15 protein-coding genes are annotated in these 17,468 nt (G+C 47.2%); 1 reads left to right on the forward strand and 14 read right to left on the reverse strand.

Annotated features, from left to right (window positions below):
* Positions 1 to 72: 72 nt before the first annotated feature.
* The 12 genes from HDCHBGLK_RS03410 to HDCHBGLK_RS03460 all read right to left on the reverse strand — a co-directional run bounded on the left by HDCHBGLK_RS03410 (position 73) and on the right by HDCHBGLK_RS03460 (position 12,857).
* Positions 73 to 1,092, reverse strand: a complete 1,020-nt coding sequence (locus HDCHBGLK_RS03410; protein ID WP_004607492.1) for a zinc-dependent alcohol dehydrogenase family protein — start codon at positions 1,090 to 1,092, stop codon at positions 73 to 75.
* 26 nt (positions 1,093 to 1,118) lie between these two features.
* A complete protein-coding gene (locus HDCHBGLK_RS03415) occupies positions 1,119 to 2,225 on the reverse strand; it encodes an ROK family protein (RefSeq protein WP_004607491.1) in 1,107 nt (368 codons plus the stop codon).
* Between the two features lie 78 nt (positions 2,226 to 2,303).
* The gene (locus HDCHBGLK_RS18885) at positions 2,304 to 2,468 is read right to left on the reverse strand and encodes a hypothetical protein (protein ID WP_004607490.1); all 165 of its coding nucleotides are present in this window, start codon (positions 2,466 to 2,468) and stop codon (positions 2,304 to 2,306) included.
* Between the two features lie 91 nt (positions 2,469 to 2,559).
* Entirely contained in the window at positions 2,560 to 3,507 is a 948-nt protein-coding gene (locus HDCHBGLK_RS03420; protein WP_004607489.1) for an ABC transporter permease, read from the reverse strand.
* A gap of 5 nt (positions 3,508 to 3,512) precedes the next feature.
* Positions 3,513 to 5,021, reverse strand: coding sequence for a sugar ABC transporter ATP-binding protein (locus HDCHBGLK_RS03425; RefSeq protein ID WP_009248260.1), 1,509 nt, complete (start codon positions 5,019 to 5,021; stop codon positions 3,513 to 3,515).
* Between the two features lie 86 nt (positions 5,022 to 5,107).
* Positions 5,108 to 6,130: a sugar ABC transporter substrate-binding protein gene (locus HDCHBGLK_RS03430; RefSeq protein ID WP_004607487.1), complete on the reverse strand. Its 1,023-nt coding sequence runs from the start codon at positions 6,128 to 6,130 to the stop codon at positions 5,108 to 5,110.
* A gap of 69 nt (positions 6,131 to 6,199) precedes the next feature.
* Complete coding sequence (locus HDCHBGLK_RS03435; RefSeq protein WP_039909789.1) at positions 6,200 to 6,976, reverse strand: SDR family oxidoreductase; 777 nt, start codon at positions 6,974 to 6,976, stop codon at positions 6,200 to 6,202.
* A gap of 192 nt (positions 6,977 to 7,168) precedes the next feature.
* A complete protein-coding gene (locus HDCHBGLK_RS03440) occupies positions 7,169 to 8,218 on the reverse strand; it encodes an NAD(P)-dependent alcohol dehydrogenase (protein WP_004607485.1) in 1,050 nt (349 codons plus the stop codon).
* 94 nt (positions 8,219 to 8,312) lie between these two features.
* Complete coding sequence (locus HDCHBGLK_RS03445) at positions 8,313 to 9,449, reverse strand: ROK family transcriptional regulator (RefSeq protein WP_233440731.1); 1,137 nt, start codon at positions 9,447 to 9,449, stop codon at positions 8,313 to 8,315.
* A gap of 161 nt (positions 9,450 to 9,610) precedes the next feature.
* Positions 9,611 to 10,693: a M24 family metallopeptidase gene (locus tag HDCHBGLK_RS03450; RefSeq protein ID WP_004607483.1), complete on the reverse strand. Its 1,083-nt coding sequence runs from the start codon at positions 10,691 to 10,693 to the stop codon at positions 9,611 to 9,613.
* A 3-nt stretch (positions 10,694 to 10,696) separates the two neighbouring features.
* The gene (locus HDCHBGLK_RS03455) at positions 10,697 to 11,761 is read right to left on the reverse strand and encodes a zinc-dependent alcohol dehydrogenase family protein (protein ID WP_039909787.1); all 1,065 of its coding nucleotides are present in this window, start codon (positions 11,759 to 11,761) and stop codon (positions 10,697 to 10,699) included.
* A gap of 208 nt (positions 11,762 to 11,969) precedes the next feature.
* Positions 11,970 to 12,857 carry an AraC family transcriptional regulator gene (locus tag HDCHBGLK_RS03460; RefSeq protein WP_004607481.1) on the reverse strand — a complete coding sequence of 296 codons (888 nt, stop codon included), beginning with the start codon at positions 12,855 to 12,857 and terminating at the stop codon, positions 11,970 to 11,972.
* A 180-nt stretch (positions 12,858 to 13,037) separates the two neighbouring features.
* Here HDCHBGLK_RS03460 and HDCHBGLK_RS03465 point away from each other — a divergent pair, with 180 nt between their 5' ends.
* Positions 13,038 to 16,310, forward strand: a complete 3,273-nt coding sequence (locus HDCHBGLK_RS03465; protein WP_004607480.1) for a DUF5107 domain-containing protein — start codon at positions 13,038 to 13,040, stop codon at positions 16,308 to 16,310.
* 99 nt (positions 16,311 to 16,409) lie between these two features.
* Here the strand turns inward: HDCHBGLK_RS03465 and HDCHBGLK_RS03470 are convergent, their stop codons facing one another.
* A complete protein-coding gene (locus HDCHBGLK_RS03470) occupies positions 16,410 to 17,051 on the reverse strand; it encodes an HAD family hydrolase (RefSeq protein ID WP_004607479.1) in 642 nt (213 codons plus the stop codon).
* A gap of 79 nt (positions 17,052 to 17,130) precedes the next feature.
* Complete coding sequence (locus HDCHBGLK_RS03475) at positions 17,131 to 17,463, reverse strand: hypothetical protein (RefSeq protein ID WP_039909786.1); 333 nt, start codon at positions 17,461 to 17,463, stop codon at positions 17,131 to 17,133.
* Positions 17,464 to 17,468: the final 5 nt, after the last annotated feature.

Consider the following 17,468-nt stretch of genomic DNA (forward strand, 5'->3'; position numbering starts at 1 on the left):
ATATAATTTGCGATAATCTAAGAAATACGAAGGCCGGGAAGCCCCTGCCTTCGTTTCATCCTTTATGCTCTCTTATGAAACCTGAATCATAACCTTTCCGGTTCTTCTGTATTCCGGCTTTGTAAATACATCCACAATGTCATCCAGTGGAACAATGTTGGTGATCAGGCTTTCCAAATCAATGGTCTTGGATTCCAGAACTGAGATTGCCCTCTCAAATGTATATGGATTGATATAGGAAGACGTTACCGTCAATTCCTTTTTGAAGATGTCATCCGGCTTCATCGGGAAACTCTCTCCCGGCGCGGCAAGTCCGAAGAACATTACCGTTGCCGCTTTTCCCGCGAACTGGATGGCGTCTTCCTGGGTGTGGATATTTCCAACGCACTCGATGACTACATCCACGTTCTCGCAGTACTCATCCAGGACTGCCTTCACATCCTCTTCCATCGGATTAATGACCTTTGTCGCGCCCAGTTTTAATGCCAGCTCACGCTTCTCTTCCACCGGCTCGGACAGGATCACCTTTGATGCTCCGGCGTTCTTAGCCAGCTGCAGCATGATCATTCCGATAGGGCCTCCTCCCATTACCAGCACGGTATCCCCATACTTGATGTTGCACAGGTCAATCCCATGCAGGCAGCAGGAGATAGGCTCCGCCATCGCTGCCTCTATAAAACTCAGGCTATCGGAGAACTTGTATACCTGTTTCTCTCTCATAACCACATACTCTGCAAATCCTCCGTCTACCGTAGTTCCAACTCCGATATTATTGGTGCAGAAATGCTGCTTCGCATTCTTGCAGAAATAGCACTCTGCGCACATATCATTCGGGTCGCCGCTTACCCGGTCGCCAACTTTGAATTTGGTAACGCCGCTTCCAACCTTCGCCACAACGCCGGAAAATTCATGGCCCGGAATCAGCGGAGGAGTAACAGCCGAGGATCCCCCATCCCCGTTAAAAATATGTATATCCGTTCCACATACGCCACAATACTTCACTTGAATCATGACCTCATTGTCTTTTAATTCTTTTTCCGGAACTTCTTCTACTCTTAGGTCGTGCTTTCCATGATAAACTGCTGCTTTCATATTCTAACCCTCCATAACCGTTCTCTCTAAATCGTATTAAAAAACTCATCAATATAAAAGATTGCCGCTCCCGCAGCCGCAGACTCCACTGTATACTTGCAGGGAACCAGATAATCTTTAGCCTTCTCATCAAAAGCATCCCTTTCATCCACTCTCCTGCACAGTTCATCCATATAGTTCTCTATATATGCGCCAACATACCCGCCAAGTATAATTACAGAATCAAACAGCACGCGTATGTTGTGTATGCCAAGAGACAGATCATCCAGATACTGATCCCACAACTGGGCAGCACCTTTATCCCCTGCTTCCAGCAGTTCAAAAAACTGTTCCAGATTCCCGTCCGTATACTGATCCAGATTCGTTGACCGGCAGACCGTATCAAAGCATCCCCGCCTTCCACAGTAGCATAATTCGCCGCCCTCAGGAACCACCGTCATATGTCCGATCTCTCCGCCTTTTTGCCGGTTGCCTTCGTAAATATTCTTATCCACGATAGCTGCTCCGCCGACGCTGTTGCTGAGACTGATGTAGAATGCATTGCATATATCCTTGGATATCCACACTTCTGCATACCCGGCAGCATTGGAATCGTGAAATAAGCGGTTCCTGTAAGGAATATACTTTGCAATCTCCTTCCGGGTACGGCCTGTAAAATTCAAGGTACGGCCATAGATTGCCTCCTCCCCGTCCTCAGAAACGAGGCCAGGAACCGCAATTCCCACTCCCAGAAGGTTCTCATCGCTGATGCCCGCTTCCTGTTTTACCTTCTCGACAGTCTCTCCAATCTTCCTCAGATAACCGTCATCTCCCAAATCAAATTCTCTCCGCTCTCTTACCATCCGTATCACATCGCCGGACAGATCTACCGCGACACTGTTAATATGATGCCCTGTCAGATACACTCCGATAGCCGCTCTGGCCTCTTTCAGATAGGTGTATGCCGTGGCGTTCCTTCCCCGCTCCCCAGTGCTTGGAAACTTCTTGGATGTATCGATTAGCCGTATCTGCTCCAGATACTGGAGATTCTGCGTGATTGTTGGCAGGCTGAGCCTCAATCCTATGACGATGTCTTGCTTGGATACCGACTCCTGTTCCCTTATATAGTGATATATTAACTGACTTTTCTTCAATGTTCTCTACCTTCGCTGTTCTATAATATATCTATCATTTTACTTTCTATTATACTGCCTGTCAACAAACTAACCATCTTAAAGAACAATCTCAAACCTCTCGTCATCTTTCAAGTCAAACACTGTGCAATCATTTGCATAGGTACATTCCGGCAGGATAATCAGCGCATGCAGTTCATCGGCATGTACCGGAAGCGGCGCAAGATGCCAGATTGCCTTGGCTTCTGCTTTAATCGTCTTCATGCTGGCCTCCAATCTTCTGGTGAAATCCCCTGATTTTTAAAAATCCCAGCAAATAAAAATTTACCGGGATTTTTAAACTATTTAACTGTTACTAAGTCGTCTGTCTTCTCTTCTGGATACAGTCAAATCCAACTGCAAGCGCAAGTACGACACCCATGACAATATCCTGTATAAAGGAGTTAATATTCATAAGTACCATTCCGTTCTGAAGAGCACCGATAATAAATGTACCTGCCACAACGCCTGATATCTTTCCATAACCACCTGCTACGGATACGCCGCCAAGAACTACGCAAGTGATAACATCAAATTCATATCCCAGACCTGCGTTAGGCATTCCTGAATTTGTACGTGACAGCATAACGATACCTGCAAGTCCTGCAAAGAAACCTGATATAGAAAATACCAGATATTTAATTCTTCCTACACGGATACCGGATAATCTAGCCGCCTCTACGTTACCGCCAACTGCATAAAAGTAGCGTCCAAAATATGTCTTATTCAGAATAAAGGAACCTAATGCAAAGCAGATAACCATAATAATTACAGGAACTGGAACGATGCCGATATATCCCTGCCCAAATATCTTAAATGACTCTGTAAATCCATTTACCGGAAGTCCTCCGCTCACGAGATACGCCAAACCTTGGAACGCTGTCTGGGTAGCAAAGGTAGCAATCAGGGCTGGAATGCCAACTGTAGATACCATAAATCCATTCAATGTACCAATCAGAGTTGATACTACAAGAGTAATCAGTATGGCAAGCCACATATTCATTCCCATATGTACCATAAAATAAGCACAAATAATATTTACAAATGTAATAATCGAGCCAATTGACAGATCAATATCTCCAAGCAGGATAACAAATGTCATACCGATGGAAGCAATACCGAACATAGAAACCTGACGGAGCAATGAAAATAAGTTATTAGGATTAACAAATCTTGGATTTGCAATTGTAAATGCTACAACGAGAACTGCAAGTACGACCCAAATCGCTTTATCTTTTAATTGGTATACAACTTTATCTTTCATACGGTTTAACCCTCCTCCATTCTTGCTGCGGACGCATATGCCATAATAGTCTCCTGATTGAACTCGCTTTTATTAAGTTCGCCAGTCATCACGCCTTCCGACAGCACAACAATTCTGTCTGACATACCCATCAGTTCTTCCATCTCGGAAGAAATCATCAGAATTGCCTTTCCTTCTTTTTCTACCAAGTCGTTCATCAACTTATATATCTCGTACTTCGCACCGACATCGATACCTCTCGTAGGCTCATCGAAGATGATCAGTTCTGAATCCGCCGCCAGCCATCTTGCAAGAATAACTTTCTGCTGATTGCCTCCGCTTAAGTTCTTTACAAGCTGGTTCAGAGTAGGTGTCTTGATTGCCATACTCTTCTGATATTTCTGGGCTGTCTCCATCTCCAGTTTTGAATTAATAACGCTGAGGCGTGCAGTCCTTTCATATATAGGCATATTAATATTATTTTTAATTGATATCCCAAGCATCGCGCCGTGACGCTTCCTGTCTTCCGGAACAAGCGCGATTCCAAGATCAATTGCTTCTCTTGGACTCTTTGGATTAATTTCCTTACCCTTAAATACTATCTGACCTGACGTTTTCTGAGCGGCCCCAAATATTACTTGCGCCAGTTCTGTCCGCCCGGCTCCTACCAGGCCTCCAAGGCCTACGATCTCGCCTTTGTGGATCTTCAGGCTTATATTATTGTCTCCGTTTCCAGTAACATTTTTTAACTCCAGCACCACTTCGTTGTTATCAACGCAGTTTTCACGTGGAGGATACGTCTCTGTAAGTTCACGCCCAACCATTAGTTTGATCAGTTCCTGAACCTCGCTGTCTTTTGTAATGAGAGTCTTGACATACTCGCCATCACGCAAAACCAGAATTCTATCTGATAAGCGATAGATCTCTTCCAATCTATGAGATATGTAGACAATAGAAATTCCTTCTTTACGCAGTTTTTCTACCACCCGGAACATACTCTCAACTTCCGCACTCGTAAGAGGTGCAGAAGGCTCATCCATAATCAATATCTTAGCATCCTGCTGGATCGCTTTGGCAATCTCAACCATCTGCTGATAACCTACTGTCAGATTTTTCATCAACGCTTTTGGGTCGATTTTAATCTGAAGTTGTTCAAATGCCTTCGCAGCTTCCCTCTCCATCGCCTTCTTGTCAACTACGACACCTTTTCTGATGGGCCTGCCCAGGAAGAGGTTTTCCGCCGCTGACAGTTCCTTAACGTTATTAAATTCCTGATAAATAATCGCAATTCCATTTTCTGCCGCAAGCTGTGGTGTCATGCTCGTAAATTCTTTCCCATTCACGATAATCTTACCGGAAGTCGGGATAACTGCCCCCGAGCAACACTTGATCAATGTAGATTTTCCAGCACCATTTTCTCCAATAAGTGCCAGTATCTCACCCTTCTTCAGTTCCAACGTAACATCTTTCAGTGCCACGACACCCGGGTATTCTTTTCTTATATGCTCTAACTGCAATACATATTCTTCGCTCATATTCATTCCCCCTGAGTCAAGCGGATATTACTTAGAGGCGGAGCAATCCGCCTCTATCTCATCGTCTCGCTATTTTTGTTTTGATGTTACATTCCCTTCATGATGTCGTCAATGTTGTCCAGGTTGATTTCCATCGTAGGTCTCTGAACATTATGATTGTCGCCTGAGAAATCTTCTCCATCTAAGATTCTCTCATACATTTTCATACAAGCTGTAGCTGTGTCTAAACTGGATCCTTCAAATCCGATAATAGCTCTTACAGCCTCATCTCCAGCCTTAAGGGATTCTAACTGCTGAGGAGTAACGTCTGTCGTGATAACGCCTACATTTTCCGGAATCTTGCCAGCTCCGCCGAATTTCTGAAGTAATGCTTCATTTGATCCGATCATAGCGCCTGCGCCAACTCCTACGAATACAGAGCAGTCAGGATGAGCCTGAAGAACGGTCTCAACGTTAGACTGTGCCTCGTTTGCTTCCAGTCCGTCAACCTCTGCTACGATCTCGTAGTTTCCTTTGTCGCAGTTCTTTTCCAGACCTTCTTTGATACCATTTGCTCTCTCTAACAGAACCTTTGTAGACGGCTTGCCGATTACGCAAACTTCTGCCGGCTTGTCTGCTGTGTAATGCTCGTTGATGAATGCAGCAGCTGTTTTTCCGATTTCATTACCAAGTGCAGTGTTGTCAAGAATCCAGTTTGCAGTGGTATTCTCCATTGGATCATCCCAGCACATTACCTTGATTCCTGCATCAAGAGCTTCCTGGCACACTGTCTCAAGTGCGTCTGCATCAGATGGATGAACCATGATCAGGTCGCATCCTGATGTGATGAAGTTCTCTACCTGGCTAATCTGTGTTGCGGAGTTGTTCGTACAATCCTGTAAGGTATAGTCCCATCCCTTTTCCTTCAGAAGATCCTCAAGTTTGCCCATTACACCTGCCCAGTAATCGTTTTTCAGAGACTGGATAGAGATACCAACTTTGTAACTGTCTTTCTTCTCAGTATCCTTCTTGTCGTCTCCGCCTGAGGTTGGCGCCTTGGTTGTACAACCAACAGCCATCGTTGCAATCATTGCCACGCAAAGGATTGCACTTAAGATTTTTTTCTTCATAATACTTCTCCTCCTTAAAAAGAATTTATTTTATAGCTTTCGCATTAGCTATCTATAATAATGCGGTTCCTAGAAGCAGGTAAATGCTCCGTCCACGATAATATCGGAACCTGTTGTAAATGTGCTCGTGTCGCCAGCCAGATATACTAAGATAGACTGTAATTCTTCCGGTTTTCCAAGCCTTCCCATTGGAGCCATTGCATTCCACTGCTCGATCAATGGTTTCAGATGTTCTGCATTCATGATAAGTTCTGTACCAATATATCCTGGACTGATGCAGTTTACACGCACGCCCCTCTTAGCCCACTCGACTGCCAAAGACTTTGTCAGAAGGCTTACGCCGGCTTTTGATGCATTGTATGCGCACTGTGGCTGAGGTACATTGACAATGTGGCCTGACATGGATGCCGTATTGATGATAGAGCCATATCCCTGCTTCAGCATCACTCTGCCTGCTGCCGTAGCGCAGAGGAATACGCCTGTAAGGTTGATGTCGATTACCTTCTGCCACTGCTCGAATGTCATCTCTTCTGCCGGAGCGTTTACAGCAATACCAGCATTGTTGTAGCAGGCATCCAACTTTCCATATGTATCAACAACTTTTGCAACCATGGCCTCAACTTGGTCTTTCTTCGTAACGTCGCACTGGATCGCGATTGTCTTGGAACCTGTTGCTTCTGCAATCTCCTTTGCAACATTCTCGGCGCCTTCAAGGTTGATGTCTACGATAGCGACATCAGCGCCTGCCTCTGCGAATGCAGTAGCCGCTGCCTTGCCGATTCCGCTTGCAGCACCTGTTACATAAATTGCTTTTCCGTCCAGTCTCATACTTTCAATAATTCCCATTTTGTCCTCCTCCCGGTTGCGAGCCGTTTTCATTGAATAATTTTGAATAGCAATTTTGTAAAATATTTTTACAAATATTGTTGTTGTAATTATATTCCAGAAGAATGCTTTGTGCAATATGCAATATTACACAATTATTTTTTGGTGATTTTGTATGTTTTGCATAACGTTATTTATTTGTCAATTCCGCTTTTATTCGGCAATTTTTACAACAGCCTTGACGATCTCAGCCTTTTCATTGACACTTCTGTCCATAGCCGTCTGGATGTCATCAAAATGAAAGATATGGGTAGCGATTCCCTTCAGATTTACTTTTCCCTGTGCAACTGCCTCAATTGCCATTGGATAGATGTGACGGTAGCGGAATACTGTCTTAAATGTAATCTCTTTATCCAGCGCCAGGCTCATCATCATATTCATCATGCCGGTCTTTCCATATCCCACAAGAACGATATTGGATCCCTTGCGCACTACCTGGATCGCCTGGTTCGTCGTAATCTCTGTTCCAGCCGTCTCGATTGCAAGGTCAAATCCCTCGCCGCCGGTCAGTTCCTTCGCCTTCGCTAGCACGTCCACTTCTTTTCCGTTGATCACGCCGTCAGCGCCAAGTTCCAGCGCCTTATCCAGCCGCTTCTGCATTACGTCTACTACATATACATGGGAAACGCCGCATGCTTTAAGAGCCATCATGGATACTAGTCCGATGCATCCTGCGCCAAATACGACTGCCGTCTGTCCTGCCTTCGCCTCTCCCTGCTTCGCTGCGTGGAATCCTACCGCAAGGGGCTCGATCAGCGCGCCTTCCAGCGTGCTTACATTATCCGGAAGTTTGAAGCACAGATCCGCCTCATGGGCTACATATTCCTGGAACACGCCGTCTACAGGCGGTGTAGCAAAGAAGACTACGTCCGGACAAAGATTATATTTTCCTTCACGGCAGAATTTGCATTTGCCGCAAGTCTTTCCCGGCTCCAGCGCTACACGGTCGCCGACCTTCAGATGCGTAACATTCCTGCCTGCTTCTACGACAGTGCCTCCCGGCTCATGTCCCAGCACGAACGGCGGCTCTACCACATAATCGCCGATTCTGCCCATTTCATAATAATGCATGTCGCTTCCGCAGATTCCCACATATTCCAGCTTCACCAGAACTTCATCGTCCTTCGGTACAGGAATCGGCCTCTCAGTATAGCCCATCTTTCCAATTCCTTCCATCACTGCTACCTTCATTGTTCCTTCCATAACACATCTTCCTCCCATCTTTATTTTATACTTTAATAATTTATTTAACAAAGTGTGTACAATAATTCTCTCTTACTGACCAAATTTAAAAGCCTTAAATGGTGTCAATAAATTTTTCAATTTGGAAAATAGCCGCCCCGAGTGCCGATGCCTCTTGCTGGTATTGGCATACGTATACATAATCTCCGCTGTTCTCAAATATGTCCTTTTCTGCCACCAGATTCCTGAACTCTTGTATGTAAGGCTCCATGCTGCTGCCCACGTAACCACCAAGAACTATCTCGCAGTCAAAGCACATCCGCAGATTATCCACTGCTATCGCAAGATCCTTCAGATATTCATTCCATATCTTCTTAAGATCCTGGTTTCCTGCTTCCATCTCTCTGAAAAATCTCTCCAGATCCCCATCTGTCTGATCTGCCAGCCTAAGAGCGGAGCAATATGCATCCAGGCATCCGATCTTTCCGCAGTAGCAGCGCTTTCCTTCCGGATGGATGACCATATGGCCAAACTCGCCGCTTCTCCAGTTGTTGCCTTTATACATATAGACCGATCCCCGGTCCTTCTCCTGCGCCGTGCGCACGATTCCCGTCTCATTTCCAAATATGATCGCGCCGCCCACCGTGTTGCTTAGGAACAGGTATACCAGATTGCTGCAGGTCCTGCTTCTGTTGCTCTCCGTAATGGCTGCCGCATTGGCATCATTTAGAAGTTCGCAAGGGTATGGCATGCATGCCGTCAGTTCTTCACAGGGAACATCATAGATTCCAAGCGCATGGGAGTTCGTGATATAATCCCGCTGCACATCGATAATCGCAGGCACGGAAATCCCCATTCCCAGAATCCGTTTCTTGGGAATACGGCTTTCCTCGACAAACCTTCTTACGATTGCCGCAACTTCATGAAGATAAGTCTGCGTGTATTTAAAAGGCTTGCGCACCCTCTCATGCTTGAGCGCCTTTCCTGAAAGGTCCGTGTAAACGATCCCTACATGATTCTTCGTAATATCAAGCCCGATTGCATACTTGACATCCCTCACGGCCGCAATAGCCTTGGCCTTGCGTCCGCCGGTGGATTCAAATTCGCCTACTTCCCGTATCAGCTTCTCTTCCTTCAGTTCATTCACAATCTTAAGAACAGTAGGCCCGCTGATGGAAAGCGCCGCCGATATCTCCGGCATGCTGGTTTCTTCCCTGCTATTCACATAACGAAACACTCGATTTCTATTCAACTTTTTAACTTCCTGATTGCTTGTGCTTCGCTTCATCCACCTTGTCCTACTTTATTAAGTCATTTACTAAAGATATGGTTATTATAGCACTGGTGATTTCATTTTTCAATGTTCATTATGCATTTTCTCTAATTTTTTCTAAAACTATGGGAGGGTTTTGTCTATTTTTTGTCGAATAAGATGTCCGCCACCTGGAAAACCCCGTATTTTGTGCTGATTACAGTACATGGCCATTGCTCTGTCCTGGTCAGTATATCGATCTTTCCCTCCATCAGATATGTAGTCTCCTCGCACTTCGTGCCCTGTATCGTGGGGTTCCACGCATAAGCCTGTCCTTCCTTGATAACGCCTTCCGTAGACGGCGTAACCACGAATTCCCTGCATCCGTATCCCGTAGGGCCACCCTGATGGTGCATCTTCCACTCATCCGGATATCCTTCTTGCGCGTACAGGTTCTTTACTTCTTCAAAATATTCTTTATAAGACAAGCCTTCCCTCATCATATTCTGCATGGCAGCGAAAATACGCTGAGTCTTTCGCATTCTCTCCTGAATCTGATCTGGGATCTCCTGAAAATACACCATTCGCGTCATACTGATATTAAGCCCATATTTTTCTCCGCCCAGCACTACCATCAGGCTGTTCTCAATCTTCTTGTCCGTGGGAACAGGATGCCGATAATTCAGAATTCTTTCGTCGCTTCCAACCAGCACGCAGTCAGGACTGATCCCCTTTTCGACGCAGCGCGTTTTAAGAAGGGCCGCGACTTCCTTCTCCGTCTGCCCCGGCCTGGCTTCCATGGCAACCGACTCCACAATATGGGCGCACTCTTGTCCTATCTCATGGTAACGTGCCGCTTCCGCCTCATTCAGCATCATTCTTAAATTCACGAGTTCTCCCTGTACGCAGGATGTCCCCGGGATCGCCGTATCAGAAGCATAGCCTTTTCCATGACAGTACCATGCAAGGAATCCCTCCAGCGTCTCATACCATGGCACAAGAACGCAGTCCGCATGAAGCGCGTTCTGCTCTTCTTCCATGCGCGGGCAGTCGCTGCTGTCGGCGATCATCTCCACCTTCCCATTTCTTTGAATGATTAAAAATGCAATCCCGACTTCTGCATTCGTCACAACTGCATTTTCATTAAACTGCGTTACCCATTTAAAATTATCCCTTCGTCCAAGAACAACCCCTTCATAAGGGGTTGTCTTAAGCCACATTAATATTCTATTCAGATTGTCCATAAATTATTCCATCTCCATATTAACGCAAACCTTGCCTGTTTTTCCCGTTGCAAATACACGATACGCTTCTTCTGTCTCGCTAAGCGGATAGCGGTGGGTAATAATCTGGCTTGGATGGATTTTCTTGCGGTCCAGAAATTCCACCAGCTGCTCCATATTTCCTACTGATGTAACCCAGGATCCATGCAATGTCAGGTTCTTGTGCAGCAACAGCGGGCTTGGCTCAAACGTTACCGTTCCCTGCTCTCCAAGGAACACTACCTGCCCCCACATTCTGGCGGCTTCCAGACATCTGTGACGGCCAATGCTGCTACCCGAGCAGTCTACGGCAGCCTCTACGCCCTTTCCTCCGGTATAGTCCATTACGTTTTTAACCGCGTCATCGTCTCCCATGAATACCTGGTCAGCGCCGATCTTCTCCGCCATCTCCAGACGCTCTTCGGAAATATCAACGCCGATCGTCTCCGCGCCCATTGCCTTGGCCAGTATCAGAGCCGCCTGGCCTACCGGGCCAAGTCCCATCACGAGCACCCGGTCTCTTCCTGATACATTGGCTCTTAAGAGTCCCTGGTAAGCGGTTCCAAAACCGCATGCGATCATAGCCCCGTCTTCGTATGTAAGGAAATCCGGAAGATGAATGCATGTAGATACGTCCGCCACCATGTACTCAGCCAAAGCGCCGTCTCTCTGCCATCCATAGGCACGCCTCTCCGGCTGCTGGCAGTTGATATAGAATCCCTTCTTACACTCATCGCAGTATCCGCATCCCTGAATATGATATACGACAACCCGGTCTCCTTCTTTAAAGTCAAGCACGCCCTCGCCTACTGCTACAACCCGTCCGCTGGGCTCATGGCCTGCGATCACGTCATCATATCTGGCCCCGCCAGTCTTATCCGTGTGTTCAAAATAAATATACTTCAAATCACTGCCGCACAGGCTGGCTGCCTTCATCTTCAGCAGCACCTGTCCCGGACCGGGCTTTGGCACATCGCACTCCACCTTCTCAACTTTTGCTCCTCCCGGAAGCTTCATACCGATCATTTTCTCTGAAATCTTCTCGCTCATCGTCATATCCTCCTCTTTGCAATTGACTGATGCATGTAATATGCTGATGTTCTGTTCAACTCTTAATTGCAGTATAGCACTCTTTTGCGGCGGCTTGAATTTCATATGTTATCCTTTGATGGACTATATTACGCCTGGGGGGAGTTTGGATGGGATTGGCGACGCGTGGGATCTGGTAGGCGTTCGCCAATCCCATCAAAACCCACCCCTACTCGCAGTAGAAATAATCCCCATTCTTGTAATCTTTCGGCGACACGCCCACCACTTTCTTGAATATCCGGGAGAAGTAATACTGATCTTCGTACCCCAGCCTTGAACTTACTTCATAGATATACAGGTTGGTATTCTTCAGCAGCTTGCAGGCCTCCTGCATCTTCAGATGGATGAAGAACTCCACCGGAGAACGTCCGGTCTGGTTTTTGAATATGGTATTCAGATAACTGCGGGACAGCTGGACTTCTTCTGATATCTCTTCCAGAGTCAGGCTGCGGGTCAGATTCTCATACATGAAGCGTATGACCATGGTCACATGCCTGTCCTGAACGCTGCTTTCATCTACCTTCTCCCGGTAGTATACTTCCGAGAGGATCAGGGACAGCACCTGGGAGATATAGATGAAGTTCCCCAGGGTATAGTTGCGCCGCAGGACTCGGAACAGCAGATTAAAAAGCACCATCATGCGGTTGTCGCTGTGCCTGGAATTCATAGGTACGACGTGCGGCTCATCAATTGGAAAGTACGCCGTATTCTCCCCCTTGAAGTGCACCCACAAGATACTCCATGGGTCTTTGGCGTCTGCATAGTACCGGTGACCCTTTTTGCACGGAATGCAAAAGGCACCCGATTTCCTCATTTCAAATACTTCTCCCTCTACTTCTATGGTTCCTTTTCCTTCCGTACAATAGATCAGAATATACTGCTCGGCCCCTTCTTTTCTCTCCCGGTAATGATCACGGGCCTTCGGAAAGAAGCCCACATCCGTCGGATAGACCGTCCGCACCAGAGGATGCTCCGCATAATTCGCAAATGATTCTGTAGGAATAATAATATATTTTTCGTCTTTGAATCCATCTGCCTTGCCAATATTATTACTCATCCTTCCACCTGCCTGTCCCTTCTTATAATTTTGGGATAACTATAGCACCCATGTGGAATATTGTCCATCTTTTTATGGTATATGACATTTTAACACTACAGACCTTATGCTAATCTATACATACAGCAAATAACTGCAAAGAAACAGGAAATTCCATATTTGAAAGGAGACGAATGACTTATGTCAAACAAGGAAGTCCATGTATGGGAAGAAACCATAACCCTTCCTACTTATAAAGTATATCCCCCGGAAAAAAGTCCATTGTTCATAGAAAACCGGGCATATCAGGGAAGTTCCGGAAAGGTTTATCCCCTTCCTGTAACGGAAAAAATATCCGACGAGAAAGAAGACGTAGAGTACAAGTCTATTTACCTGGAAAATGATTATCTGCTTGTCATGGTCCTCCCGGAACTTGGTGGCCGTATCCAGCGTGCCTTTGACAAAACCAACAATTATGACTTCGTATATTATAATCACGTGATCAAGCCGGCGTTGGTAGGCCTTACCGGTCCATGGATCTCCGGCGGCATCGAGTTCAACTGGCCGCAGCATCACCGTCCATCCACTTATTCTCCGGTAGACTATCACTTCGAGGAGCATGAAGACGGCTCATCCACCGTATACGTCAGCGAGATTGATAAAATGTACGGCACCAAAGGAATGGCCTCCTTCACGCTCTATCCGAACAAGGCGTATATCGAAATCAAAGGCCGCCTTTACAACCGTACCGATACGCCGCAGACCTTCCTCTGGTGGGCGAATCCGGCCGTACCGGTCAATGAGCATACATATTCCGTATTCCCGCCGGACGTCCATGCAGTAATGGACCACGGAAAGCGCGCGGTATCCACCTTCCCCATCGCTACCGGCGAATATTACAAATATGACTATTCTGAAGGAATCGACATTTCCTGCTACCGCAACATCAAAGTGCCTACCTCCTATATGGCAGCCCACTCCGATTATGACTTTATCGGAAACTTTGATGAGAAGGCAGACGCCGGCCTGCTGCATGTGGCAGACCACCACATTTCCCCGGGCAAGAAGCAGTGGACATGGGGAAACAGCGACTTCGGCCAGGCATGGGACCGCAATCTGACAGAGACGGACGGCCCGTACATCGAGCTGATGACCGGCGTCTATGCCGACAATCAGCCGGACTTCACATGGCTGAAGCCTTATGAAGAGAAGACATTTACCCAGTACTTTATGCCTTATAAACATGTAGGAAGAGTAAAAAATGCCACCAAAGATGCCGCCATCGGAATGGAGCTTGCAAATGGCAAATGCATCATCAAGGCCTACACATCCGGCATCTTCGCTGGTTCAACAATCATCGTGAAGAACCAGGGCGGCACTATATTTACGGATCAGGCGGACCTTGTTCCGGAACAGTTCTATGAGGCTTCTTTTCATACGGAACTTGCAGACTTAAGCGGCGTAACCGCGACCATATATGACAGCGGCATGTTCCCGCTTGTAACCTACGAAGCAGTAACCGTGGAACTTGAGCCGATGCCGGATCCGGCAGATCCGCTGCTTTCGCCGCAGGAACTTAAGACCACCGAGGAGTTGTATCTGGGCGCCCAGCATCTGGAACAGTACCGTCATGCCACCCTCAACCCGGAGGACTATTATCTGGAAGGACTCAGACGCGACCCATCCGACATCCGCCTGAATAACGGCTACGGTCTTCTTCTGTACAGACGTGGAAACTTTAAAGAAAGCATCAGGCATTTCAACAAAGCCATCGAGAAGCAGACCTGGAAGAATCCGAACCCTTACTACGGCGAAAGTTACTTCAATCTCGGCCTAGCCCTCGTCATGACAGGGGATGACAAAGGCGCTTACGATGCCTTCTACAAGTCCACCTGGAGTTATGAGACGCAAGGCGCAGGCTACTACTGGCTGGCATGCCTATCCGTAAGGCGCGGTGATTACAGGGATGCCCTGGAATTCATCGACAATGCCCTGATCCGGGGATGGCACAACATGAAAGCCCGCACCTTAAAGGCGGCCATCCTTCGTATGCTTCACATAGATTCCCAGGAACTGCTGGATGATAGCCTTAAGATCGACCCGCTGGATATGGGCATCCGCTATGAAGGGGCTTTAAGATTAGGCAGTCTGGACGGCTGGAAGGACAAGATGCGCACGCCCGTGCATAATTACCTGGAACTTGCCCTGGATTATATCAAGGCGGGCTTATATGATGACGCGCTTAACATCCTGGCTTCCTGCACAGCGGACTCTCCGATGCTTGGCTATTACCAGGGTTACGTATATGAACGCAAGGGCGATGCTGCCAAGGCGGCTAAGATGTATCAGCAAGGCGAGGCCGCCTGCCCGGACTACTGCTTCCCGAACCGTGCGGAAGAAGTCGTTATATTAGAAAGTGCTGCCTCTCTGCTTGGCAAAGCGCCTTACGCCCACTATTATCTGGGCTGCCTGCTCTATGACAAGAAGCAGTATGAGAAAGCCGCCCTGCATTGGGAAAAAGCCGCCGAAGGCGCGCCGGACTTTGCCATGAACTGGCGCAATCTTGCCATCTACTATTACAATAAGAGAAAAGACATGGATCAGGCTCTGGAATGCATGAAGAAGGCCTTCGAACTGGATTCTGCCTACTCCCGCTTCCTGCTGGAATACGATCAGCTGCGCGCAAAGTCAGGCATCTCCGCAGAAGAACGCCTGGAACTGCTTTCCGCCCATCTGGATCTTGTGACTGGACGGGATGCGCTGTACGTAGAATACATCTCGCTTCTTAACTGCACCGGACAGTATGACAAGGCGCTGGAATGCCTGAATGGCCACCTGTTCCATCCATGGGAAGGCGGAGAAGGAAAAGTCAGCACCCAGTACCGCTATGCGCTGACGCAGAAAGCGCTGGGCCTTCTTGAAAGCGGCGGCTATGATGAAGCCATCAATCTTCTTGAGGCCACGAAGGTATATCCGAACAATCTGGGAGAGGGAAAACTTCCAAATGTCCAAGACAACATCGCCGACTATTATATCGGCAAGTCCTACCAGGCAAAGAATGACTCTGCCGCTGCCTCCGAGTACTTTGAAAAGGCCTCCACAGGACTGGAGGAGCCATCCGGCGTCCTCTACTACAACGACCAGCCCTCTGACATCATTTTCTATCAGGGTCTGGCCAATGAAGAACTGGGCAATACAGCTGCGGCGAAAAAATGCTATCATCAACTGCTGGCCTATGGAAAGAAACACATTTTCGACAAAGTGACCTATGACTATTTTGCCGTATCACTGCCGGAAATCGAAGTATTCCCTGACAACATCAAAGAGCGCAATGATATCTACTGCCGCTATTTGATGGCATTGGGCCACATCGGCCTGGGCGAAAAGGGCGAGGCAGACGCTCTGCTTAATAAGATCCTTCAGTTAAAAGCCGACTACCAGGGCGCGATCCGCCATCTTCCAATGGCTAAGTAAAGCAAGTCTTAGAACCTATATCAATCATCCAGGAAGGGGCACGGCGTATGATCGCCGTGCCCCTTCTTATTACCTACTCTTATGCTTTGTCTCTGCGGCTTACTTCCTGCCGCCTTTTTCGAATTCAAGTTCCAGCAGTTCCCCAAAAGATTGGATCGCAACATGCTCTTCTTCCACCTGTCCGAAGCCATATGCCGCGAATATCATAGGAATTCCCGCCTCTTTGCACGCATTGGCATCTCCCTGGGTATCGCCTACATAGACGGCTTCCTTAATCCCATTGCGCTCCATGATGATGCGGATATTCTCGCCTTTTAACTTTCCGGTGTCTCCCGGGCAGGTATAATCTGCAAAATACTGTCCAAGTCCGGTATTCTTAAGAAAGGCTTCAATATAGCCGGACTGGCAGTTGCTGACGATAAAGAGCTTATACTTTTTACTCAGTTCGCGAACCGTCTCTGCCATCTGGTCATAGACGATGCAGGGCGCCGTCTCCACCCATTTATTCTCATATTTGTAAAGATGGTCTGCCAGGCTCTCCTGCTCTATTTGTGCAAGTTCCGGGAACAGGTCGTCTATGATCTCCTCCAAAGGCTTGCCAAACTCACGCTTTAGCTGCTCAGCCGTCAGCGTCCTGTCCATATCCGTCTGTTCCTTGATTGCCTGGTTCCAGGAATATGCCACTTCTTCCGTGGGATCCCAGAGGGTTCCGTCTACGTCAAATATAATTCCTTCTATCATTGGGTCTGCTTTCTCCTCTATCTATTGTTTTCCCATATTATAATCTCTAACAAAAGATTCCGCAATATCTGAAGGACTTTTAGAAAACTACGATTCCCTTTTTCAGTACCTGCTTATTCATTGCCTTATCATAAGCCTCGATTACATCATCAAAAGAGAAGTAATCGGATATGTAGTCCTTCAGGTTGATCTTCCCTTCCCGAATCCACTGGATCACTTCGCTGTGCGCAGCTGCCTCCTCATCTTTGCGCGGAAACTGCTGAAAATTAAGCACCCAGTTATAGTCGGCCTTGCTGAAGTCAATGTGCATCTCTTCTTTTCTTGGGACTCCGTAACAGCAGATCTCTCCTCGGTCACAGATCAGGCCCATGGCGTCATTTACCACATCTTCAGAGCCCACCGCGTCGATCACGAAAG

The sequence above is a fragment of the [Clostridium] scindens ATCC 35704 genome (assembly GCF_004295125.1).
In the GTDB taxonomy this organism is placed as follows: domain Bacteria; phylum Bacillota; class Clostridia; order Lachnospirales; family Lachnospiraceae; genus Clostridium_AP; species Clostridium_AP scindens.